Raw genomic sequence first — 18,620 nt, forward strand, 5'->3', positions numbered from 1 at the left:
AATACTTCTTAGCTTTCTTGGTTAACCAAATTGTCATCAGAAGCGTGAGTTGTTTCTCCCTCTTCATCTACTCTTTGGAATTCAACCTTGCGATAGCGCGGCATACCTGTACCAGCCGGAACAAGTTTACCAATAATAACATTTTCTTTAAGACCTAGTAATTCATCACGTTTTCCTTTGATCGCTGCATCGGTCAACACACGTGTTGTTTCCTGGAATGACGCAGCTGATAAGAACGATTCCGTCTCAAGAGATGCCTTTGTAATACCAAGCAAGATTGGACGAGCGGTTGCTGGCCTTCCTCCATTTAGGAGAACTTGTTTATTGGCTTCTTTAAAGTTGTTAATATCCATCAAAGCGCCAGGTAAAACATCTGTGTCACCAGATTCAACCACGCGAACCTTTTTCATCATTTGACGAACCATTACTTCAACGTGCTTATCGCCAATTTCAACACCCTGCATGCGATAAACTTTTTGAACCTCGCGCAGAAGGTACTCTTGAACACCTTCCATACCAGCAACCCTTAATAATTCTTTAGGGTCAATTGAGCCTTCAGTCAACACTTGACCAGCATGAACTTCATCGCCTTCTTTAACTTTGAGACGAGAATTCAACAAGACGCTATAAGACAAGGTTTCGATAGCTCCTTGAACAGTGACTTCACGCTTATCCTTTTGATCAGTAATATTAGTTACCGTACCACTGATTTCAGAAATCGTGGCTTGACCTTTTGGATTTCTAGCTTCAAACAACTCTTGGATACGAGGAAGACCTTGCGTGATATCATCCCCTGCAACACCACCAGTATGGAATGTACGCATGGTTAACTGAGTACCCGGTTCACCGATCGATTGTGCTGCAATAATACCAACTGCCTCACCCACTTCAACTTCAGAACCAGTTGCGAGGTTACGGCCATAACATTTTTTACATACTCCGTGTGGTGTCTCACACATGAAGACTGAGCGAATAATGACCTCTGTTACTCCCGCATCCGTGATCGCTTTGGCTTGATCTTCAGTAATCACATTGCCGATTTCAACGAAGACTTCCCCTGTTTCAGGATGACAAATCGTTTCATGAGCTGTACGGCCAACTAAGCGGTCAAATAAACTTTCAATTTCTTCATTACCTTCTTTAATTGCACTAACAAGAAGTCCGCGGTCCGTTCCGCAATCTTCTTCACGAACAATGACGTCCTGGGCAACATCTACAAGACGACGTGTCAAATATCCAGAGTCAGCTGTTTTCAGAGCTGTATCCGCCAAACCTTTACGCGCACCGTGAGTGGAAATAAAGTATTCCAATACGGTTAACCCTTCACGGAAACTGGAGCGAATTGGAAGTTCAATAATTCGTCCCGACGGATTCGCCATAAGACCCCGCATACCGGCTAATTGAGTAAAGTTTGAGGCGTTACCACGCGCCCCTGAGTCCTGCATCATGAAGATTGGGTTGAATTTATCCAAGGATCCCATTAGTTTATCTTGAATCGTATCTTTCGCACCACTCCAGATAGAGATCACTCGCTCATAACGCTCTTCCTCGGTGATGAGACCGCGGCGGAATTGTTTGAGCACTTTGTTAACCTTTTCTTCCGCTTCTGCAAGGATTTCTTGTTTTTCTTTTAGAACAACGATATCGGCTACCCCAATCGTAATCCCGGCTTTTGTTGAGTGAGCAAAACCTAACGCCTTCATACGGTCAAGCATTTTTGAGGTTTCTGTAATCTTAAATCGTTTGAAGACCTCAGCAATAATATCGCCCAAAATCTTCTTCTTAAATGGCGAAACTTCTTCACGTTTCTGAATTTCAGCCGGAATATCCGTACCAGGAGAAACAAAATATTTCTCTGGAGTAGCAACTTCAAGGTTGTAGTGAGTTGGTTCATTTATATAAGGGAATGACTCCGGCAAAATGCGGTTAAAAATAAGCTTCCCTACGGTTGTAATTAAATATTGCTTATTTTGTTCTTCAGTGAAAGAAAGATTATTAAGCGTTGCTGCAGGAACAGCAATACGAGAATGCAAATGAACATACCCATTTTGGTAAGCAATAAGGGCTTCATCAGCATTTCTGAATATTTTCCCTTCACCAATTGCTCCTTTTCTTTCAATCGTCAAGTAATAGTTTCCTAATACCATGTCTTGTGAAGGCGTAACAACTGGTTTCCCGTCTTTCGGGTTCAAAATGTTTTGAGCAGCAAGCATGAGCAAACGTGCTTCTGCCTGAGCTTCTGCCGAAAGAGGAACGTGAACAGCCATTTGGTCACCATCGAAGTCCGCATTATATGCCGTACAAACGAGTGGATGCAAACGAATGGCGCGTCCTTCAACCAAAGTTGGTTCAAACGCCTGAATTCCAAGACGGTGAAGAGTCGGTGCACGGTTAAGGAGTACTGGATGCTCCTTAATTACATCTTCTAAGACACCCCAAACATCTGGGTGAACTTTTTCAACTTTCCGTTTGGCACTCTTAATATTATGAGCAATCCCTTTACTTACAAGCTCTTTCATAACAAATGGCTTGAAAAGTTCAAGCGCCATTTCCTTTGGAAGACCGCATTGATACATTTGAAGGTTCGGTCCAACAACAATAACTGAACGACCAGAGTAGTCAACACGTTTTCCTAGCAAGTTTTGACGGAAACGTCCTTGTTTACCTTTAAGCATGTGAGAAAGTGATTTCAAAGGTCGATTACCCGGTCCAGTAACAGGACGCCCGCGACGACCATTATCAATCAATGCATCTACAGCTTCTTGGAGCATCCGCTTTTCATTTTGAACAATAATGCTAGGCGCGCCTAAATCAAGCAGGCGTTTAAGACGATTGTTCCGGTTGATTACACGGCGATATAGATCATTTAGATCACTTGTAGCAAACCGACCGCCATCTAATTGAACCATAGGACGAAGCTCAGGCGGGATAACCGGCAGAACATCTAAAATCATCCAAGAAGGATCATTTTCCGAATTACGGAAGGCTTCAAGAACTTCCAAGCGCTTAATAGCACGCGTACGTCTTTGTCCTTGCGCCGTCTTCAATTCTTCTTTTAAGATGTCTGCTTCTTTATTTAAATCTATGTCTTGAAGCAATTTTTTAATGGATTCGGCACCCATACCCGCTTTGAAGCTATTGCCAAATTTTTCACGGTAGGCACGATACTCTTTTTCAGAAAGAAGTTGTTTCTTTTCTAAAGAAGTATCACCTGCTTCTGTTACCACGTAGGAGGCAAAGTAAATAACTTCCTCCAATGCACGAGGCGACATGTCTAAAAGAAGACCCATTCTGCTTGGAATACCTTTGAAGTACCAGATATGAGAGACTGGTGCAGCGAGTTCAATGTGACCCATCCGCTCACGGCGGACTTTTGCACGCGTTACTTCAACTCCGCAGCGATCACAGACAACCCCTTTATATCGAACACGTTTATACTTACCGCAATGACATTCCCAGTCTTTAGTTGGTCCAAAAATGCGTTCACAAAAGAGACCATCTTTTTCTGGCTTTAATGTTCGATAGTTGATTGTTTCTGGCTTTTTGACTTCACCCCTAGACCAAGAGCGAATCTTATTAGGTGAGGCAAGACCAATTTTCATAAACTCAAATTTATTTACATCTAACAAGGGGGCAACCTCCCTTATTTCCATTTAGTTTGGGTCGAACCGATAATCCCCTACTAATTCCCCCAAAACACCGATGCTGAACACATTGGGTTCAGCATCGATACTTATAAGAGAAAGGCATTTCCATAACAAGCACTAAACTGTGCTTTAAACACCGACATTAATGGTTTCGTTTTGTGCTTCTTCTTCTTCTTCAATGCCGCGAATATCTATTTCTTCTTCATCACCTGAAAGAATCTTAACATCCATTCCCAAACTTTGAAGTTCTTTGATTAATACTTTAAATGATTCAGGTACACCAGGCTCAGGGACATTCTCACCTTTAACAATGGCTTCATAAGTCTTCACACGACCAACGACATCATCTGATTTGACCGTAAGAATTTCCTGAAGCGTGTACGCCGCACCATAAGCTTCGAGAGCCCATACTTCCATCTCACCAAAACGTTGCCCACCAAATTGAGCTTTACCACCCAATGGTTGCTGCGTAACAAGTGAGTATGGTCCGGTCGAACGTGCATGAAGCTTATCATCAACCATGTGAGCAAGTTTAATCATGTACATGACACCCACAGAGACACGGTTATCAAAAGCTTCACCGGTTCTTCCATCATAAAGAACGGTTTTACCATCTCTAGGAAGACCAGCCTCTTCGAGAGTTTCCCAAACATCTTCCTCACGGGCTCCGTCAAATACCGGCGTCGCAACGTGAATGCCTAGTTGTCTTGCTGCCATTCCTAAGTGGAGTTCAAGCACCTGACCAATGTTCATACGAGATGGCACACCAAGTGGATTCAACATGATATCAACTGGAGTTCCGTCTGGCATGAATGGCATATCTTCTTCAGGAAGAATCCGGGAGATAACCCCTTTGTTTCCGTGACGGCCCGCCATTTTATCTCCTTCGTGAATCTTACGCTTTTGAACGATATAAACGCGCACTAATTGATTCACACCAGGAGGAAGCTCATCGCCATCTTCACGATTAAAGATTTTTACATCGTGAATGATCCCATCGCCGCCATGAGGCACACGTAAAGATGTATCACGAACTTCGCGTGCTTTTTCACCAAAGATAGCATGCAAGAGACGTTCTTCAGCTGTTAGTTCAGTTACACCTTTTGGCGTTACTTTACCAACTAAGATATCTCCATCCTTAACTTCCGCGCCAATTCGAATAATCCCGCGGCTGTCTAAGTTCTTAAGAGCATCTTCACCAACGTTTGGAATATCTCTTGTGATTTCTTCAGGTCCAAGCTTAGTATCACGAGCTTCTGATTCATATTCTTCAATATGAACAGATGTGTAAACATCATCTTTTACAAGACGTTCACTCATGATAATGGCATCTTCATAGTTATAGCCATCCCATGTCATAAAGGCAACAAGCACGTTTTGACCAAGAGCAAGTTCTCCTTTTTCCATTGAAGGACCGTCCGCCAATATTTCGCCCTTTGTTACATAGTCCCCGACAGAGACGATTGGGCGTTGGTTATAACACGTTCCTTGGTTTGAACGCACGTATTTAAGGAGCTTGTAAGTGACTAAATCACCTTCTACTTCCCGGCCGTCCACTTCTTGAATGGTTCTAACTTTTACATATCTGGATGATACGTATTCAACGCGACCTGGGATTTTGGCACGAACAGCAGCCCCTGAATCTTTAGCCGAAACGTGTTCCATACCTGTACCGACTAATGGAGAACGAGGAATTAAAAGCGGTACCGCTTGACGTTGCATGTTCGCTCCCATTAAGGCACGGTTTGAGTCGTCATTTTCTAAGAACGGAATACAAGCAGTCGCTGCCGACACAACCTGCTTCGGCGAAACATCCATATAATCAATTCGTTCTCTCTTAACCTCAGTGTTCTCACCACGGAAACGAGATACGATATCGGTATCAATAAAATTCCCTTCATCATCAAGCTTTGCGTTCGCCTGGGCCACTACATAATTATCTTCCTCATCGGCGGTTAAATAATCGATATGACCTGTCACACGACCTGTTTCAGGATCAACGCGTCGATAAGGCGTTTCAATAAACCCAAACTTATTCACTTTGGCAAATGATGAAAGCGAGTTAATCAATCCAATGTTTGGACCTTCTGGCGTTTCGATTGGACACATACGACCATAGTGGGAATAGTGAACGTCTCGCACTTCCATACCCGCACGTTCACGAGTCAAACCGCCTGGTCCAAGGGCTGACAATCTTCTCTTGTGAGTAAGTTCAGCGAGCGGATTGGTTTGATCCATGAATTGAGAAAGCTGTGAACTACCAAAGAACTCTTTAATAGACGCAATGACAGGGCGAATGTTAATGAGTGCTTGCGGTGTAATCGAGTTCGTATCTTGAATGGACATACGCTCACGAATCACGCGCTCCATACGAGATAATCCAATTCGGAATTGGTTCTGCAAGAGTTCACCAACTGAACGCAAACGACGATTCCCTAAATGGTCAATGTCATCTGTTGTGCCTACACCATGCAATAAATTAAAGAAATAATTAATAGACGCAATGATATCTGCTGGTGTAATATGCTTAATCTCTTCTTCAATTTCGCAATTACCTATGATCTTGAGTTCGCGCTCACCCTCTTCGTCATCAGGTGCAAAAACACGAATGGACTGTAATAGGACCTCTTGCCCCTCAATGACACCTTGTGTTGGTTGATAGGTTTTAAAGCCGAGCGATTTTTGAATCATAGGTAAGAGACGATCCAAAGTACGACGATCCAAAAGAGTTCCTTTTTCAGCGATGATCTCGCCTGTTTCAGGATCAACTAATGGTTCCGCTAATTTTTGGTTAAATAATCGATTCTTTATGTGAAGCTTTTTATTCATCTTGTAGCGTCCAACGCTTGCAAGGTCATAACGCTTAGGATCAAAGAATCGGGTTTCTAAAAGATTCTTTGCGTTTTCCACTGTAGGTGGTTCGCCCGGACGAAGCCTTTCGTAAATTTCGATTAGGGCCTTTTCCGTTCCCTCAGTGTTGTCTTTATCAAGGGTGTTTCGTAAATACTCATCTTCGCCAAGCAAATCGATGATTTCTTGATCAGACCCAAACCCCAATGCTCTTAAAAGCACAGTAATTGGTAGTTTACGTGTTCGATCTATCCGGACATAAACAACATCCTTCGCATCCGTTTCGAACTCCAGCCATGCTCCGCGGTTTGGAATCACGGTTGCTGTGAACCCTTTTTTGCCATTCTTATCAAACTTAGGGTTATAGTAGACACTCGGTGACCGAACAAGCTGCGAGACAATAACCCGTTCGGCTCCATTAATAACGAAAGTTCCCGAGTCAGTCATAAGAGGGAAATCTCCCATGAAGACTTCCTGTTCTTTCACTTCACCCGTTTCCTTATTAATGAGACGCACTTTCACTCTCAGCGGCGCAGCGTAAGTTACATCACGCTCTTTTGACTCGTCTACACTGTATTTGGGTTCGCCAAGACTGTAGTCCACAAACTCCAATACAAGGTTCCCCGTAAAATCTTCAACCGGCGAAATATCTTGAAACATTTCGCGAATTCCCTCATCAAGAAACCATTGATAGGAGGAAGTTTGGATTTCGATCAAATCGGGAAGTTCTAACACTTCTTTGATGCGAGCATAACTCCTGCGTTGGCGGTGACGTCCATACTGCACTAGTTGACCTGTCAACTCTCATTCACCCCTCAAAATCAAGCATATTGAAGCCGGCAAACTTTGTGTTTCCCGAGACTTTTCCGTATTATTCTACTATTGCCAATTCCTGGCGTTTCCATACATAAGAAAACCAACTTAAATTATTGGCATTATATAATAATAGCATTGCGTTTTTTGCCAGTCAATTAATTAGCGTTTTGCGCAAATCACATAATAACCTTTGTCTTTCTTTTTTATTTCTACATCCTGATAAATCATTTCTAATTTCTTAATAGCTGAAGGAGCTCCTTGTTTCTTTTGGATCACCACCCAAAGTTCTCCGCCCTCCAACAAATAATCAGATGAATTTTCTAATATCTGATGAACAATCTCTTTACCTGCCCGAATAGGAGGATTCGAGATAATTGCCGCATAGGTCCCATGCACGTTTTCAAAAAGATTGCTTTGGAGCACATTTGCGTTAGATTGATTAGCTTCAGCGTTCTTTTTCGCAAGCTGGACCGCTCGCTCATTCACATCAATCATGGTAACTGGGCGTTCTGGATATAAAAGACTCAGCGTGATCCCAATAGGACCATACCCGCATCCTATATCTAATAGAGGCCCTTTAACACCATCCGGTTCTCTGAAGGCTTCCAGAAGAGTTCGAGATCCATAATCTAATCCATTCTTTGAAAAAACACCTGCATCAGTAATAAGCTTCAACTTCAGTCCACAAATATCAACCTGTATATTATTGGGATGACTTTCACTTTTTGGGGTTTGGCTATAATAATGCTGAGACACTAATTTCATCCTCATTCCTTACTTGTCATCATGAGCCAGGCGTTTACACCTGGAGCTTAAAAGATAAGCTTTTCGAAAAATCAGGATCACCGAGGTCTCTTATAATACACGTTTATTGAATCTGAGGCTTATGAGATACTGTCTGACACTAAGCCATCAAATCTTCAATGAGGAAAGTTTAAAATAATGGGGAAAAAAGCCCGCTGATATCCGCGGGCTTACATTTAACAGGAATTATTTAAGCTCGATAACGGCGCCAACTTCTTCAAGTTTAGCTTTCATTTCTTCAGCTTCTTCTTTAGCTAAGCCCTCTTTAAGAGTCTTAGGTGCGTTGTCAACAAGTTCTTTAGCTTCTTTCAAGCCAAGACCTGTGATTTCACGAACCACTTTGATAACTTTAATTTTGCTTGCGCCAGCACTAGCAAGAACAAGATCAAAATCAGTTTTTTCTTCAGCAGCAGCGTCGCCGCCAGCAGCACCAACTACAGCAACTGGAGCAGCAGCAGTAACACCAAATTCTTCTTCGATTGCTTTAACAAGATCGTTAAGTTCAAGAACGGACATTTCTTTAATCGCACTAATCATTTCTTCTTTAGTCATTTTAGGAAATCCTCCTCATATTTTGTTTTTTTCGTTTTATGTTTCAGAAACATTCATATCAGAACTGTTTCAATAAAATCAAAACCCTTATCAGGCGCTTGTTTCTTCTTTCTCAGCAACTGCTTTAACAGCAAGTGCCAAGTTGCGGATTGGCGCTTGAAGAACGCTAAGCAACATAGAAAGCAAACCTTCGCGTGATGGAAGTTCAGCCAACGCGCTGATTTGATCAGCTGTTGCTACCTTACCCTCAATCACACCTGTTTTAATTTCAAGATCTTTGTGCTCTTTTGCAAACTTATGAAGCACTTTAGCCGGAGCAATAACATCTTCTGGACTAAAAGCTACAGCAGTCGGACCTGTTAAGAACTCATCAAGCCCAGTTAATTCTAATGCAGCTGTTGCGCGGCGAAGCATTGTGTTCTTGTATACTTTGAACTCAACGCCTGCTTCACGAAGCTGTTTGCGAAGCTCAGTCACTTCAGATACATTAAGTCCACGATAGTCAACAACAACAGTTGTTTGGCTCGCACGTAGTTTTTCTGTAATCTCATCAACAACTTGTTTCTTTTGTTCGAGAACGCTCACGATTTCCACCTCCTGAATTCAATGTCCACTGAAAAATCAACATGCCCGAGGGGGTTATAAAAAACGCCTTCACGTCGCAGACATGAAGGCGTATTGGTTCAAAATTAGATCTTTCACCAATCACATCACCTCGGTAGGAAATTAAGCTCATACTTGAGCACCTACGGTCTACGGTATGTCGATATTCAAAACAACATCTTGTATTATATACGATTCTTAAATCGATGTCAATATATATTAACGACCTGGAGTTTGAACTTTCACGCCAGGACCCATAGTTGAAGAAACGGCAATGTTACGTACATAAACACCTTTTGCTGCCGCTGGCTTCGCTTTTAGGATCGCCTCAAGAAATGTGTTAAAGTTTTCAATGAGCTTCTGATCGTCAAAAGATACTTTACCGATCGGAGCATGAACGTTGCCGTCCTTGTGCGCTCTGAATTCAACTTTACCAGCTTTGATTTCATTCACTGCTTTAGTAACATCCATTGTCACGGTGCCAGTTTTAGGGTTTGGCATTAAACCTTTTGGTCCAAGCACACGTCCTAATTTACCTACTTCAGGCATCATATCCGGTGTTGCAACCATTACATCAAACTCAAACCAACCTTGGTTAATTTTAGCGATGTACTCTTGGTCACCCACGTAATCAGCGCCAGCAGCTTCTGCTTCTTTAGCTTTCTCACCGCGAGCCAACACGAGAACGCGTTGTGTTTTACCCGTTCCGTTTGGAAGGACAACAGCACCACGAACTTGTTGATCATTTTTACGAGTATCAACACCAAGACGGATTGCAATATCGACGGACTCATCAAATTTAGCAGATGATGTTTCTTTTACAAGCTTCACAGCTTCTTCAAGCGAATAAACTGCTTCACGATTAACTTTCTCAGCCGCAGCTGTGTAACGCTTACCTTTTTTTACCATTTTAATTTCCTCCTTTGTGGTTATAACGGTAGAACCTCCCACCTTAAAACAAGGTTGCAAGCCAACAGCTGCAACCTCGCTCGGACACTAGTCCAAAAACATTTGAAACTAGCTTCATACATACCGTTTAATTCATAAAAAATTAGTCTTCGATGACAATACCCATGCTTCTAGCTGTACCTTCTACCATACGCATAGCCGCTTCAACGCTTGCTGCGTTTAAATCTGGCATTTTAAGTTCGGCAATCGCACGAACTTGATCACGCTTAACAGTAGCAACTTTGTTGCGGTTAGGCTGACCAGATCCAGATTCAATTCCAGCTTGCTTCTTCAAAAGAACAGCTGCTGGTGGAGTTTTGGTAATGAATGTAAAAGAACGGTCCTCGAAAACCGTGATTTCTACAGGGATAATCATACCAGCTTCATCTGCCGTACGAGCATTGAATTCCTTACAGAATCCCATAATGTTAACACCCGCTTGACCAAGAGCTGGACCAACTGGTGGAGCTGGATTCGCTTTACCTGCTGGAATTTGAAGTTTTACCATTTTAATTACTTTCTTAGCCACGAGACACACCTCCTTAGTCCGTGATGTGGTACGGAGTTGTTCTCCTCCCACTCTTACATTTATTAAGCACTAAACTGATCCTTCAGCCTAGTATTTTTTCGCACCTGTTTATTATAACGATACGAAACTTTAGATGCAAACATTAAAATTATACAATCTATGAGCTTTAAATGCAAGATCAGATTATAATTTTTGAATCTGATCAAAATCGAGCTCGACAGGGGTTTCACGTCCAAACATATTTACATGGACCTTAACCTTCTCTTTTTCAGAATCAATTTCTTCGATAGAACCCACAAAATCTGCGAATGGTCCCTCGATTACTTTGACCTGTTCTTTGAGTTCAAAGCCAAACTCAGCCCGCTTGTCTTTAATACCCATTTTCTTAAGAATAGCTTCTGCTTCTTCAGGCAATAAAGGGATTGGCTTTGATCCTGCTCCTGTCGAACCGACAAACCCCGTTACGCCCGGCGTGTTGCGAACCACATACCAAGAATCATCGGTCATGATCATTTCAGTGAGCACATAACCTGGAAATACCTTCTTCATTGCTGACTTCTTCTGACCATTCTTATACTCGGTTTCCTCTTCCATCGGAACAAGAATGCGATAAATTTTATCTGACATTCCCATCGACTCAACACGTTTTTCAAGGTTTGCCTTGACTTTATTCTCATAACCAGAGTATGTGTGAACAACATACCAGTTCTTCTCCATGAGTCTCATTTCCTCCAAACCTTATTCCCTAACCACACACGTCAATACCAGAACTAATAAAACTCAACAATTATCATTGATTAGTGATCAAGCGTAACAGAGCTGACACACCTAAATCAATCAAAGCAAAAAAAACGGTTAATAAAATAACCGTAATTAAAACGGTCGAAGTATAACTGACAAGTTCCTTTCGAGTCGGCCATTTTACGCGTTTAAGCTCTAACAATACATGGTGGAAAAATTGACCTGACCTTTTAAAAATGCCTACCATAAAAAGACCCTCCAACATCATCCCGCTATTATTTTGTTTCGCGATGAATGGTGTGACGATTACAACGTTGACAAAATTTCCTAAGTTCCACCCTAACGGACGCTGTGTCTTTCGTCTTAAACGTCGTGTAGTTCCTCTGTTTGCAAACCTCGCACTCGAGGCTAAGCTTCTCCGCCAATTGAGCCACCTTCAATTCAACCATTCAATCTAAAAGAATGCATGATACGATATGAATCTTATTAAAAATACATTAAACTATTATTGCCATATTGCTTAAACTTTATCATAGGCTGACAAACCCTGTCAACGCAACAAAAAACAGGGGAGTTCCCCTGTCTCGATCTCTACTCTAGCATTTTATAAGCTAAACTTCTTTATAAACTTATTTCTTTCAACTCTAAGAAGCGCTCCAATTTCCGTTTCACGCGTTGCAAAGCATTATCAATCGACTTCACATGACGTTTGAGATCAGCCGATATTTCTTGATAACTGCGGCCGTCCAAATAAAGCATTAAAACCTTTCGCTCTAAATCACTCAAAACCTCTGACATTTTCCCTTCAATGTCATCATACTTTTCCTGATTAATGAGGAGTTGTTCGGGATCCAAACCCTTTGAGCCGCAAACAACATCCATTAAGGTACGGTCTGATTCTTCATCATAAATAGGCTTGTCCAATGACACATAGGAATTTAGAGGGATGTGTTTTTGCCGAGTCGCCGTCTTAACAGCTGTAATCATCTGACGAGTAATGCATAATTCCGCAAACGCCTTGAATGTTGTGAGCTTGTCCCCATTAAAGTCTCTAATAGCTTTATAGAGTCCAATCATCCCTTCTTGAACGACATCTTCTCGATCAGCCCCAATCAAGAAATAGGATTTGGCTTTGGCTCTAACAAAATTCTTGTATTTAAAAATCATATACTCAAGCGCCTGATGATCACCTTTATGAACATTCTTAACTATATCCTCGTCTTCCATCGCGGCTAAATCAACCTCATATGTATCTGAATAGTCAATCAAAACTTATCCCCCCGCATAGAGACGCTTGATTTTAATTATACAACAATTTTTAGAATTGTCAACCAATTCATTTCCCTCGGCGCAACCTTTCAAAATGATCCGAGATCTCCTTTGACAAAGGGATCGTCCCTCGCTGTTTCACGTTATTGGTTTCTATCACTTTCGAGGCTATTTGTTTTTTTATTTGGGAAATTTCCGTTATAAGTTCTCGTGCCGAAATACGTAAAGCGCCTTGTGTAAAAATGGTCCATTGCTCCATTAGATCCGATGTTGCGACATACACATTCGTCTTTACATTTTTATAGTGAGAGACTAGCTTTTCAATACGCTCATCAGCTGTTTCTTTCTCTTTTGTATAAATCACTTCGACACGTGATTGTTTAGCCTTTTTCTCAATCCCTTGAGAGAGATGAGCATCAAAAACCACAATTAGACGCCAGCCTTTATAAGCTTGGTACTCCGAGAGCTCATCAATTAATCGCTCTCGAGCGGCATGAAAATCATGGTTTTTCAACTCACTTAACTCTCTCCAGGCACCGATTATGTTATAACCATCAACTAACAGCACGTCCATTTAGGATTCAGTCTCTCTGATACGTTGAATTTCATAAAGCAATAGACCCGCTGCCACCGAAGCATTCAGTGAGGTTACTTTACCTCGCATCGGAATGCTGACAAGGAAATCACATGCCTCACGGACTAAACGAGATATTCCTTTCCCTTCGTTCCCAATCACGAGACACAGCGGGAGCTTCGCCTCCATTTTCTTATAATCCTTTGGAGCATCCGCTGCTGTTCCAACAAACCAAACGCCTCGCTCCTTTAACTCTTTCATCGTCCTCGCTAAATTGGTCACTCTCGTAACAGGAATATACTCAATAGCTCCCGTTGACGCTTTTGCGACTACCGATGTCAAGCCAACCGCCCGATTCTTAGGAATAATGACGCCGTGAGCGCCAACCGCATCTGCCGTACGCAGAACAGACCCTAGATTGTGAGGATCTTCTAACCCATCTAATAAAATAAAGAATGGATCTTCCCCACGCTCCTTAGCTCTATCAAACAAATCGTCTATTTCTGCGTATTCATGAGCAGCCACCGATGCTACAATCCCCTGGTGACGCTCCGACCCCGCGAGTTGATCGAGCTTTTGACGAGGGACAAACTGAACCGTGATTTTTCGTTCTTTCACTTTATTCATTAAATCTTGGCTTAGTCCCTGGCTTTGTTTATTAATCCAAATCTTATTTATTTCTCTCCCGGATTCAATAGCTTCTGCTACCGGATGCCGGCCAATAATCCATTCATCTGCCATGTCAACCGCCCTCCTTTCTATGAATACCCATTCATGCTGTTGATCGATATTAAGTCATTTACTTAACTTTGCTTTTTTTGAAGACAAAAATACGGCTTCCCTTTAGTTAGAAGAATGAAACACCATAAGCCTCTTCAAAAGGTCCTCTACTCTGTCTTCATAACCTTCATAGTATAAATGCCCAATGAGCGTTTCAAACGCTGTTCCATAGCGATAGGTTTGTACGTCCGTATTCTTAGGGACCGTGGCAGACTTTGCATTTCTTCCTCGTCGTACTACGGACAGTTCTTCTTCAGTTAAGAATTCCTGTTCCATCAGGTGATGCAAAAAGTCTGCCTGCCCCCTTGCCGAAACATAACGAATCGCTTCCTGATGAAGGCCATTAGGTTTAACTAAACCACTCAATAATAAATGTTCTCTCACATGCAGTTCAATAACTGCATCTCCCAAATAGGCTAATGCGAGTACATTGATATCCTGTACACGTGTTCTAGACACTTGATTAATTTCCATACCTCAAACCCGTTTCCAACGAACACCTTGTGGGGTGTCTTCTAGTATTATCCCTTTATTTTTCAGTTCATCCCTGATTTCATCTGCCAATGCAAAGTCTCGATTCTTTCGGGCTTCTTGACGTTTGTTAATCAACGCCTCAATATCTTCATCCACGATGTCTTCTGCTTTGAAGGAAAGACCAAGGACTTCACCAAATGATTCAAAGAGTTTAATATAACTTTCTAATAGTGCCTTCGAAGAGTTTTCTTTTTGGAGCATGATATTGGCTTCTTTAGCTGCATCAAACATGACCGTAATCGCATTTGCTGTATTAAAGTCATCATTCATGGCCTCAAGAAACGCAGAACGGAAGGAGTCAATTCTGTCAAAGTCCTCATCCTTAGTCTCCAACAGGCTCGCGCTGAGTGACAAGCGATGCTTCAAATTCCCATACGTTGTCTTCAAGCGGTCGAACGATTGTTCAGCACTTTTCAACAAATCTTCACTGAAGTTAATTGGATTTCGATAGTGAACCGTCAACATGAAAAAGCGAAGAACATTCGGATCAAATGCCTTTATTAAGTCATGAACTAATACGACATTCCCAATAGACTTAGACATCTTTTCATTATTAATTTTAATGTATCCGTTGTGGATCCAATAATTAGCCATTGTTTCATCATGAAGCGCTTCCGATTGGGCAATTTCGTTTTCATGGTGAGGAAACGTTAAATCCTGTCCGCCTGCATGAATATCGATCGTATCCCCAAGAAACTTCTCTACCATCGCTGAGCATTCAATATGCCAACCCGGGCGACCGATCCCCCAAGGACTTTCCCAGTTTATCTCACCTGGCTTAGCGGCTTTCCATAAAGTGAAGTCTAGCGGGTCTTCTTTGTTTTCACCAATGTCAATTCGTGCCCCGACTTTTAATTCATCAATGGATTGATGAGAAAGCTTCCCATAGTTTTTGAAGGTTTTGGTTCGAAAATACACATCACCGCCCGATTCATAAGCATAGCCCTTTTCCACTAACTTACTTATAAACTCAATGATTTCAGGCATCGTTTCAGTCGCTCTAGGATTGGCCGTCGCTTCCTGTACATTTAACGCCCGAACATCCTCTTTGTAGGCATTGATAAACCGGTCTGCGATATCAAGAACACTCTCACCGCGTTCCATTGATGCTTTTATCAGTTTATCATCAACATCTGTAAAATTGGAAACAAATTCCACATCAAACCCCAAGAATTGGAGATAACGTCGAACCGTATCAAAAACGATGGCAGGACGCGCGTTTCCAATATGGATATAGTTGTATACAGTAGGTCCACAAACGTACATTTTTACTTTCCCTGGTTCAATTGGCACAAAGGTCTCTTTTTTTCGGGTCAACGTATTAAATACCTTTAAAGTCATACATCCAATCTCCTTTTTAGCTCGCTGATTTCTTTCTTAAGGGCATCGATTTCTCCCTGCATGGTTTTACATATATCATCAATAGGATCCGGTAAATCACGATGGTTCAAATCCCGGCTGACTTTCTTACCATCCTGCCGTACAATTTTCCCGGGAATACCTACAACTGTTGAATTCTCCGGAACATCCATTAACACGACTGAGCCTGCTCCTATCTTTGAATTGTTTCCAATTGTGATCGCCCCAAGCACCTTCGCCCCTGAAGCAACTAATACATTATTCCCTAAAGTTGGATGACGTTTTCCCTTCTCTTTTCCAGTTCCCCCTAATGTCACCCCTTGAAACAAGGTCACATTATCACCAATTTCACAGGTTTCTCCAATTACGACTCCCATGCCATGATCAATAAAAAAGCGTTTGCCTATTACGGCACCCGGATGAATCTCAATCCCCGTTACGAACCGACTGAACTGTGAAACCACTCTGGCCCAAAAGCGGCGTCTCCTCACCCACAGCCAGTGCGCCAGGCGGTGCGCCCAAATCGCATGAAGGCCTGAATACGTTAAAATAATCTCCAATGAGTTACGAGCGGCTGGGTCTTGTTCAAACACAACCGCTATATCTTCACGCAATGACTTGAACATGCCGTCACGCTCCTAATTTTTTCCCCATTTTAATATCCTTGTCATATTAGAAAAGCTTGCCTTAGTGCCCAGTCCTTAATGGCGGAAGCCGTAGTTTACTTATACTTAGACCCTAAGAATTTTCCCCACATCGATTTTCTACATTGCTAAAGATTTATGCTTTCTTAATGTAAAAAAAAAACGTCTCTATGCCATTGGCACAGAGACGCTCCTATAACGCGGTTCCACTCTGCTTAAGAATGGCATTAATTCCCATCTCCATTAATCGCCCATCCTTCGCTTTGAACCGAATAACGACGGTCAACCGCTTTTGCCTACTTCCAATGTTCAACAAAAGGCTCAAGGGGGCACTTCGAGTCACTTCTTTATAACCACTCACAGCCAAGGTGGTTTTCTCTGAAATAAAGAAAGTTATCTACTTTTCCCTTTCATCACTTTAACAGCTTATAAGTTAAGCTATTTATATGAATGGTTTAACTTTCATATAAACCTGCGAATCTCATTTCTTATCTTACTTTAACAGTTCCAAAGCTTTTTCAAGTCGTTTCGTTACGACCTCTTTTCCAAGCAATTCAATGGAATCCGGCAGCTCCGGCCCGTGCGCTTGCCCCGTTGTTGCAATGCGAATTGGCATAAATAATTTCTTTCCTTTTTGCCCAGTCGCCTTTTGGGTGGCCTTAATTTGTGCCTTGATTTCATCCGCTTGCCAATTCTCAAGCGCTGTTAAATGTTCAAGGAAAGCCGCCAAAACCTCTGGCACTTGCTCTTCCTTCAAGACGTTTAATTCTTCTTCATTATACGAGATATCCTCTTTAAAAAACAACTCTGTTAACTCAACAATTTCTGCCCCGTACTGCAGTTGTTCTTTGTAAAGAGCAATTAATTTATGTGCCCATTGCTCTTGCTTCTTAGAATACCCTTCAGGAAGCCGGCCGGCCTTAATTAAATGCGGCATAGCAAGTTCAATGACAGTTTCTAAGCTCGCCTTCTTAATGTACTGGTTGTTGACCCAAGCGAGCTTTTTAGGATCAAAGACAGCCGGAGAAGTACTCAAGCGATTTGGGTCGAAGATTTTAATAAATTCTTCTCTTGTAAATAACTCTTCCTCACCCTGAGGCGACCAGCCCAAAAGCGTAATGAAATTAAACAAAGCCTCTGGTAAATAGCCTAATTCATGATACTGCTCAATAAATTGAACAATGCTTTCATCCCGTTTGCTTAACTTTTTGCGATTCTCATTCACAATGAGAGTCATATGACCAAAAACAGGCGGTTCCCATCCGAATGCTTCATAAATCATCATTTGTTTAGGTGTGTTGGATATATGATCTTCCCCGCGAAGAACATGAGTCATGGCCATCAAATGGTCGTCGATTGTTACCGCATAATTATAGGTTGGAATGCCATCTTTTTTGACAATGACAAAATCACCAATACCATCCGATTCAAAGGTTACCTGTTTTTTCACGATATCATCAAACGAGTAAACCTTTCCTGCAGGCACCTTAAAGCGCACGCTAGGCTTTCGTCCTTCTGCTTCAAGCCGTTTGTGGTCTTCCTCCGTCAAATGGCGGCAATGCCCATCATATTTCGGTGCTTCTCCGCGCGCTAGCTGAGCTTCACGACTTGCGGCAAGCTCTTCCTCCGTACAATAGCACTTATAAGCCTGGCCATTCTCAAGCAGTTGCTTCGAATAGGTCTCATAAATATCCAGGCGCTCCAATTGACGATAGGGACCATAGTCGCCTCCGACATCAATGCTTTCATCCCAATCCATGCCCAGCCATTTTAAATAGTTCAGCTGATTCTCTTCGCCGCCTTCTACATTTCTTTTAACATCCGTATCTTCAATGCGAACAATAAAAGAACCATTTTGGCTTCTTGCAAACAAATAATTGAATAACGCTGTTCTAGCATTTCCTATGTGTAAATGCCCCGTTGGACTCGGTGCATAACGTACCCGTATCTTCTCACTCACTGCCATTCAC

At 42.1% G+C, this 18,620-nt stretch carries 17 protein-coding genes and 2 other annotated features; all 17 genes read right to left on the bottom strand.

Features of this window, described 5'->3' with window-relative positions; genetic code table 11:
• Positions 1–8: 8 nt before the first annotated feature.
• The gene (gene rpoC, locus PU629_RS21800; protein WP_275282112.1) at positions 9–3,629 is read right to left on the bottom strand and encodes a DNA-directed RNA polymerase subunit beta'; all 3,621 of its coding nucleotides are present in this window, start codon (positions 3,627–3,629) and stop codon (positions 9–11) included.
• A 147-nt stretch (positions 3,630–3,776) separates the two neighbouring features.
• Complete coding sequence (gene rpoB / locus PU629_RS21805) at positions 3,777–7,298, bottom strand: DNA-directed RNA polymerase subunit beta (protein ID WP_275282113.1); 3,522 nt, start codon at positions 7,296–7,298, stop codon at positions 3,777–3,779.
• Positions 7,299–7,472: 174 nt separating this feature from the next.
• Positions 7,473–8,069, bottom strand: coding sequence for a class I SAM-dependent methyltransferase (locus tag PU629_RS21810; RefSeq protein ID WP_275282114.1), 597 nt, complete (start codon positions 8,067–8,069; stop codon positions 7,473–7,475).
• A gap of 234 nt (positions 8,070–8,303) precedes the next feature.
• Positions 8,304–8,669, bottom strand: coding sequence for a 50S ribosomal protein L7/L12 (gene rplL, locus PU629_RS21815; protein WP_275282115.1), 366 nt, complete (start codon positions 8,667–8,669; stop codon positions 8,304–8,306).
• Positions 8,670–8,759: 90 nt separating this feature from the next.
• A complete protein-coding gene (gene rplJ, locus PU629_RS21820) occupies positions 8,760–9,257 on the bottom strand; it encodes a 50S ribosomal protein L10 (protein WP_275284514.1) in 498 nt (165 codons plus the stop codon).
• A gap of 47 nt (positions 9,258–9,304) precedes the next feature.
• Positions 9,305–9,446, bottom strand: a sequence feature (ribosomal protein L10 leader region).
• Positions 9,447–9,491: 45 nt separating this feature from the next.
• Entirely contained in the window at positions 9,492–10,181 is a 690-nt protein-coding gene (gene rplA / locus PU629_RS21825) for a 50S ribosomal protein L1 (RefSeq protein WP_275282116.1), read from the bottom strand.
• Between the two features lie 142 nt (positions 10,182–10,323).
• Positions 10,324–10,749, bottom strand: a complete 426-nt coding sequence (gene rplK, locus PU629_RS21830) for a 50S ribosomal protein L11 (protein ID WP_275282117.1) — start codon at positions 10,747–10,749, stop codon at positions 10,324–10,326.
• 183 nt (positions 10,750–10,932) lie between these two features.
• A complete protein-coding gene (nusG, locus tag PU629_RS21835; protein WP_275282118.1) occupies positions 10,933–11,466 on the bottom strand; it encodes a transcription termination/antitermination protein NusG in 534 nt (177 codons plus the stop codon).
• A gap of 73 nt (positions 11,467–11,539) precedes the next feature.
• On the bottom strand, positions 11,540–11,737 hold the full coding sequence (gene secE, locus PU629_RS21840) for a preprotein translocase subunit SecE (RefSeq protein ID WP_275282119.1): 198 nt from the start codon (positions 11,735–11,737) through the stop codon (positions 11,540–11,542).
• A 28-nt stretch (positions 11,738–11,765) separates the two neighbouring features.
• Complete coding sequence (gene rpmG / locus PU629_RS21845; RefSeq protein WP_481900463.1) at positions 11,766–11,939, bottom strand: 50S ribosomal protein L33; 174 nt, start codon at positions 11,937–11,939, stop codon at positions 11,766–11,768.
• Between the two features lie 172 nt (positions 11,940–12,111).
• Positions 12,112–12,717 carry an RNA polymerase sporulation sigma factor SigH gene (gene sigH / locus PU629_RS21850; protein ID WP_275284515.1) on the bottom strand — a complete coding sequence of 202 codons (606 nt, stop codon included), beginning with the start codon at positions 12,715–12,717 and terminating at the stop codon, positions 12,112–12,114.
• Positions 12,718–12,826: 109 nt separating this feature from the next.
• On the bottom strand, positions 12,827–13,333 hold the full coding sequence (locus tag PU629_RS21855) for an NYN domain-containing protein (RefSeq protein WP_275282121.1): 507 nt from the start codon (positions 13,331–13,333) through the stop codon (positions 12,827–12,829).
• Positions 13,334–14,074 (bottom strand): 23S rRNA (guanosine(2251)-2'-O)-methyltransferase RlmB, encoded by a 741-nt coding sequence (rlmB, locus tag PU629_RS21860; RefSeq protein ID WP_275282122.1) that lies wholly within the window; start codon positions 14,072–14,074, stop codon positions 13,334–13,336.
• A gap of 102 nt (positions 14,075–14,176) precedes the next feature.
• Entirely contained in the window at positions 14,177–14,587 is a 411-nt protein-coding gene (locus PU629_RS21865; protein WP_275282123.1) for a Mini-ribonuclease 3, read from the bottom strand.
• 3 nt (positions 14,588–14,590) lie between these two features.
• A complete protein-coding gene (gene cysS / locus PU629_RS21870) occupies positions 14,591–15,988 on the bottom strand; it encodes a cysteine--tRNA ligase (protein WP_275282124.1) in 1,398 nt (465 codons plus the stop codon).
• Complete coding sequence (gene cysE, locus PU629_RS21875) at positions 15,985–16,632, bottom strand: serine O-acetyltransferase (protein WP_275282125.1); 648 nt, start codon at positions 16,630–16,632, stop codon at positions 15,985–15,987. The genes cysS and cysE overlap by 4 nt, the downstream gene beginning before the upstream one ends.
• Positions 16,633–16,830: 198 nt before the next feature.
• Positions 16,831–17,073 (bottom strand) — a binding site (T-box leader).
• A 70-nt stretch (positions 17,074–17,143) separates the two neighbouring features.
• A complete protein-coding gene (gene gltX, locus PU629_RS21880) occupies positions 17,144–18,610 on the bottom strand; it encodes a glutamate--tRNA ligase (RefSeq protein ID WP_275282126.1) in 1,467 nt (488 codons plus the stop codon).
• Positions 18,611–18,620: the final 10 nt, after the last annotated feature.

Source organism: Pullulanibacillus sp. KACC 23026, assembly GCF_029094525.1.
Lineage (GTDB): Bacteria > Bacillota > Bacilli > Bacillales > Sporolactobacillaceae > KACC-23026.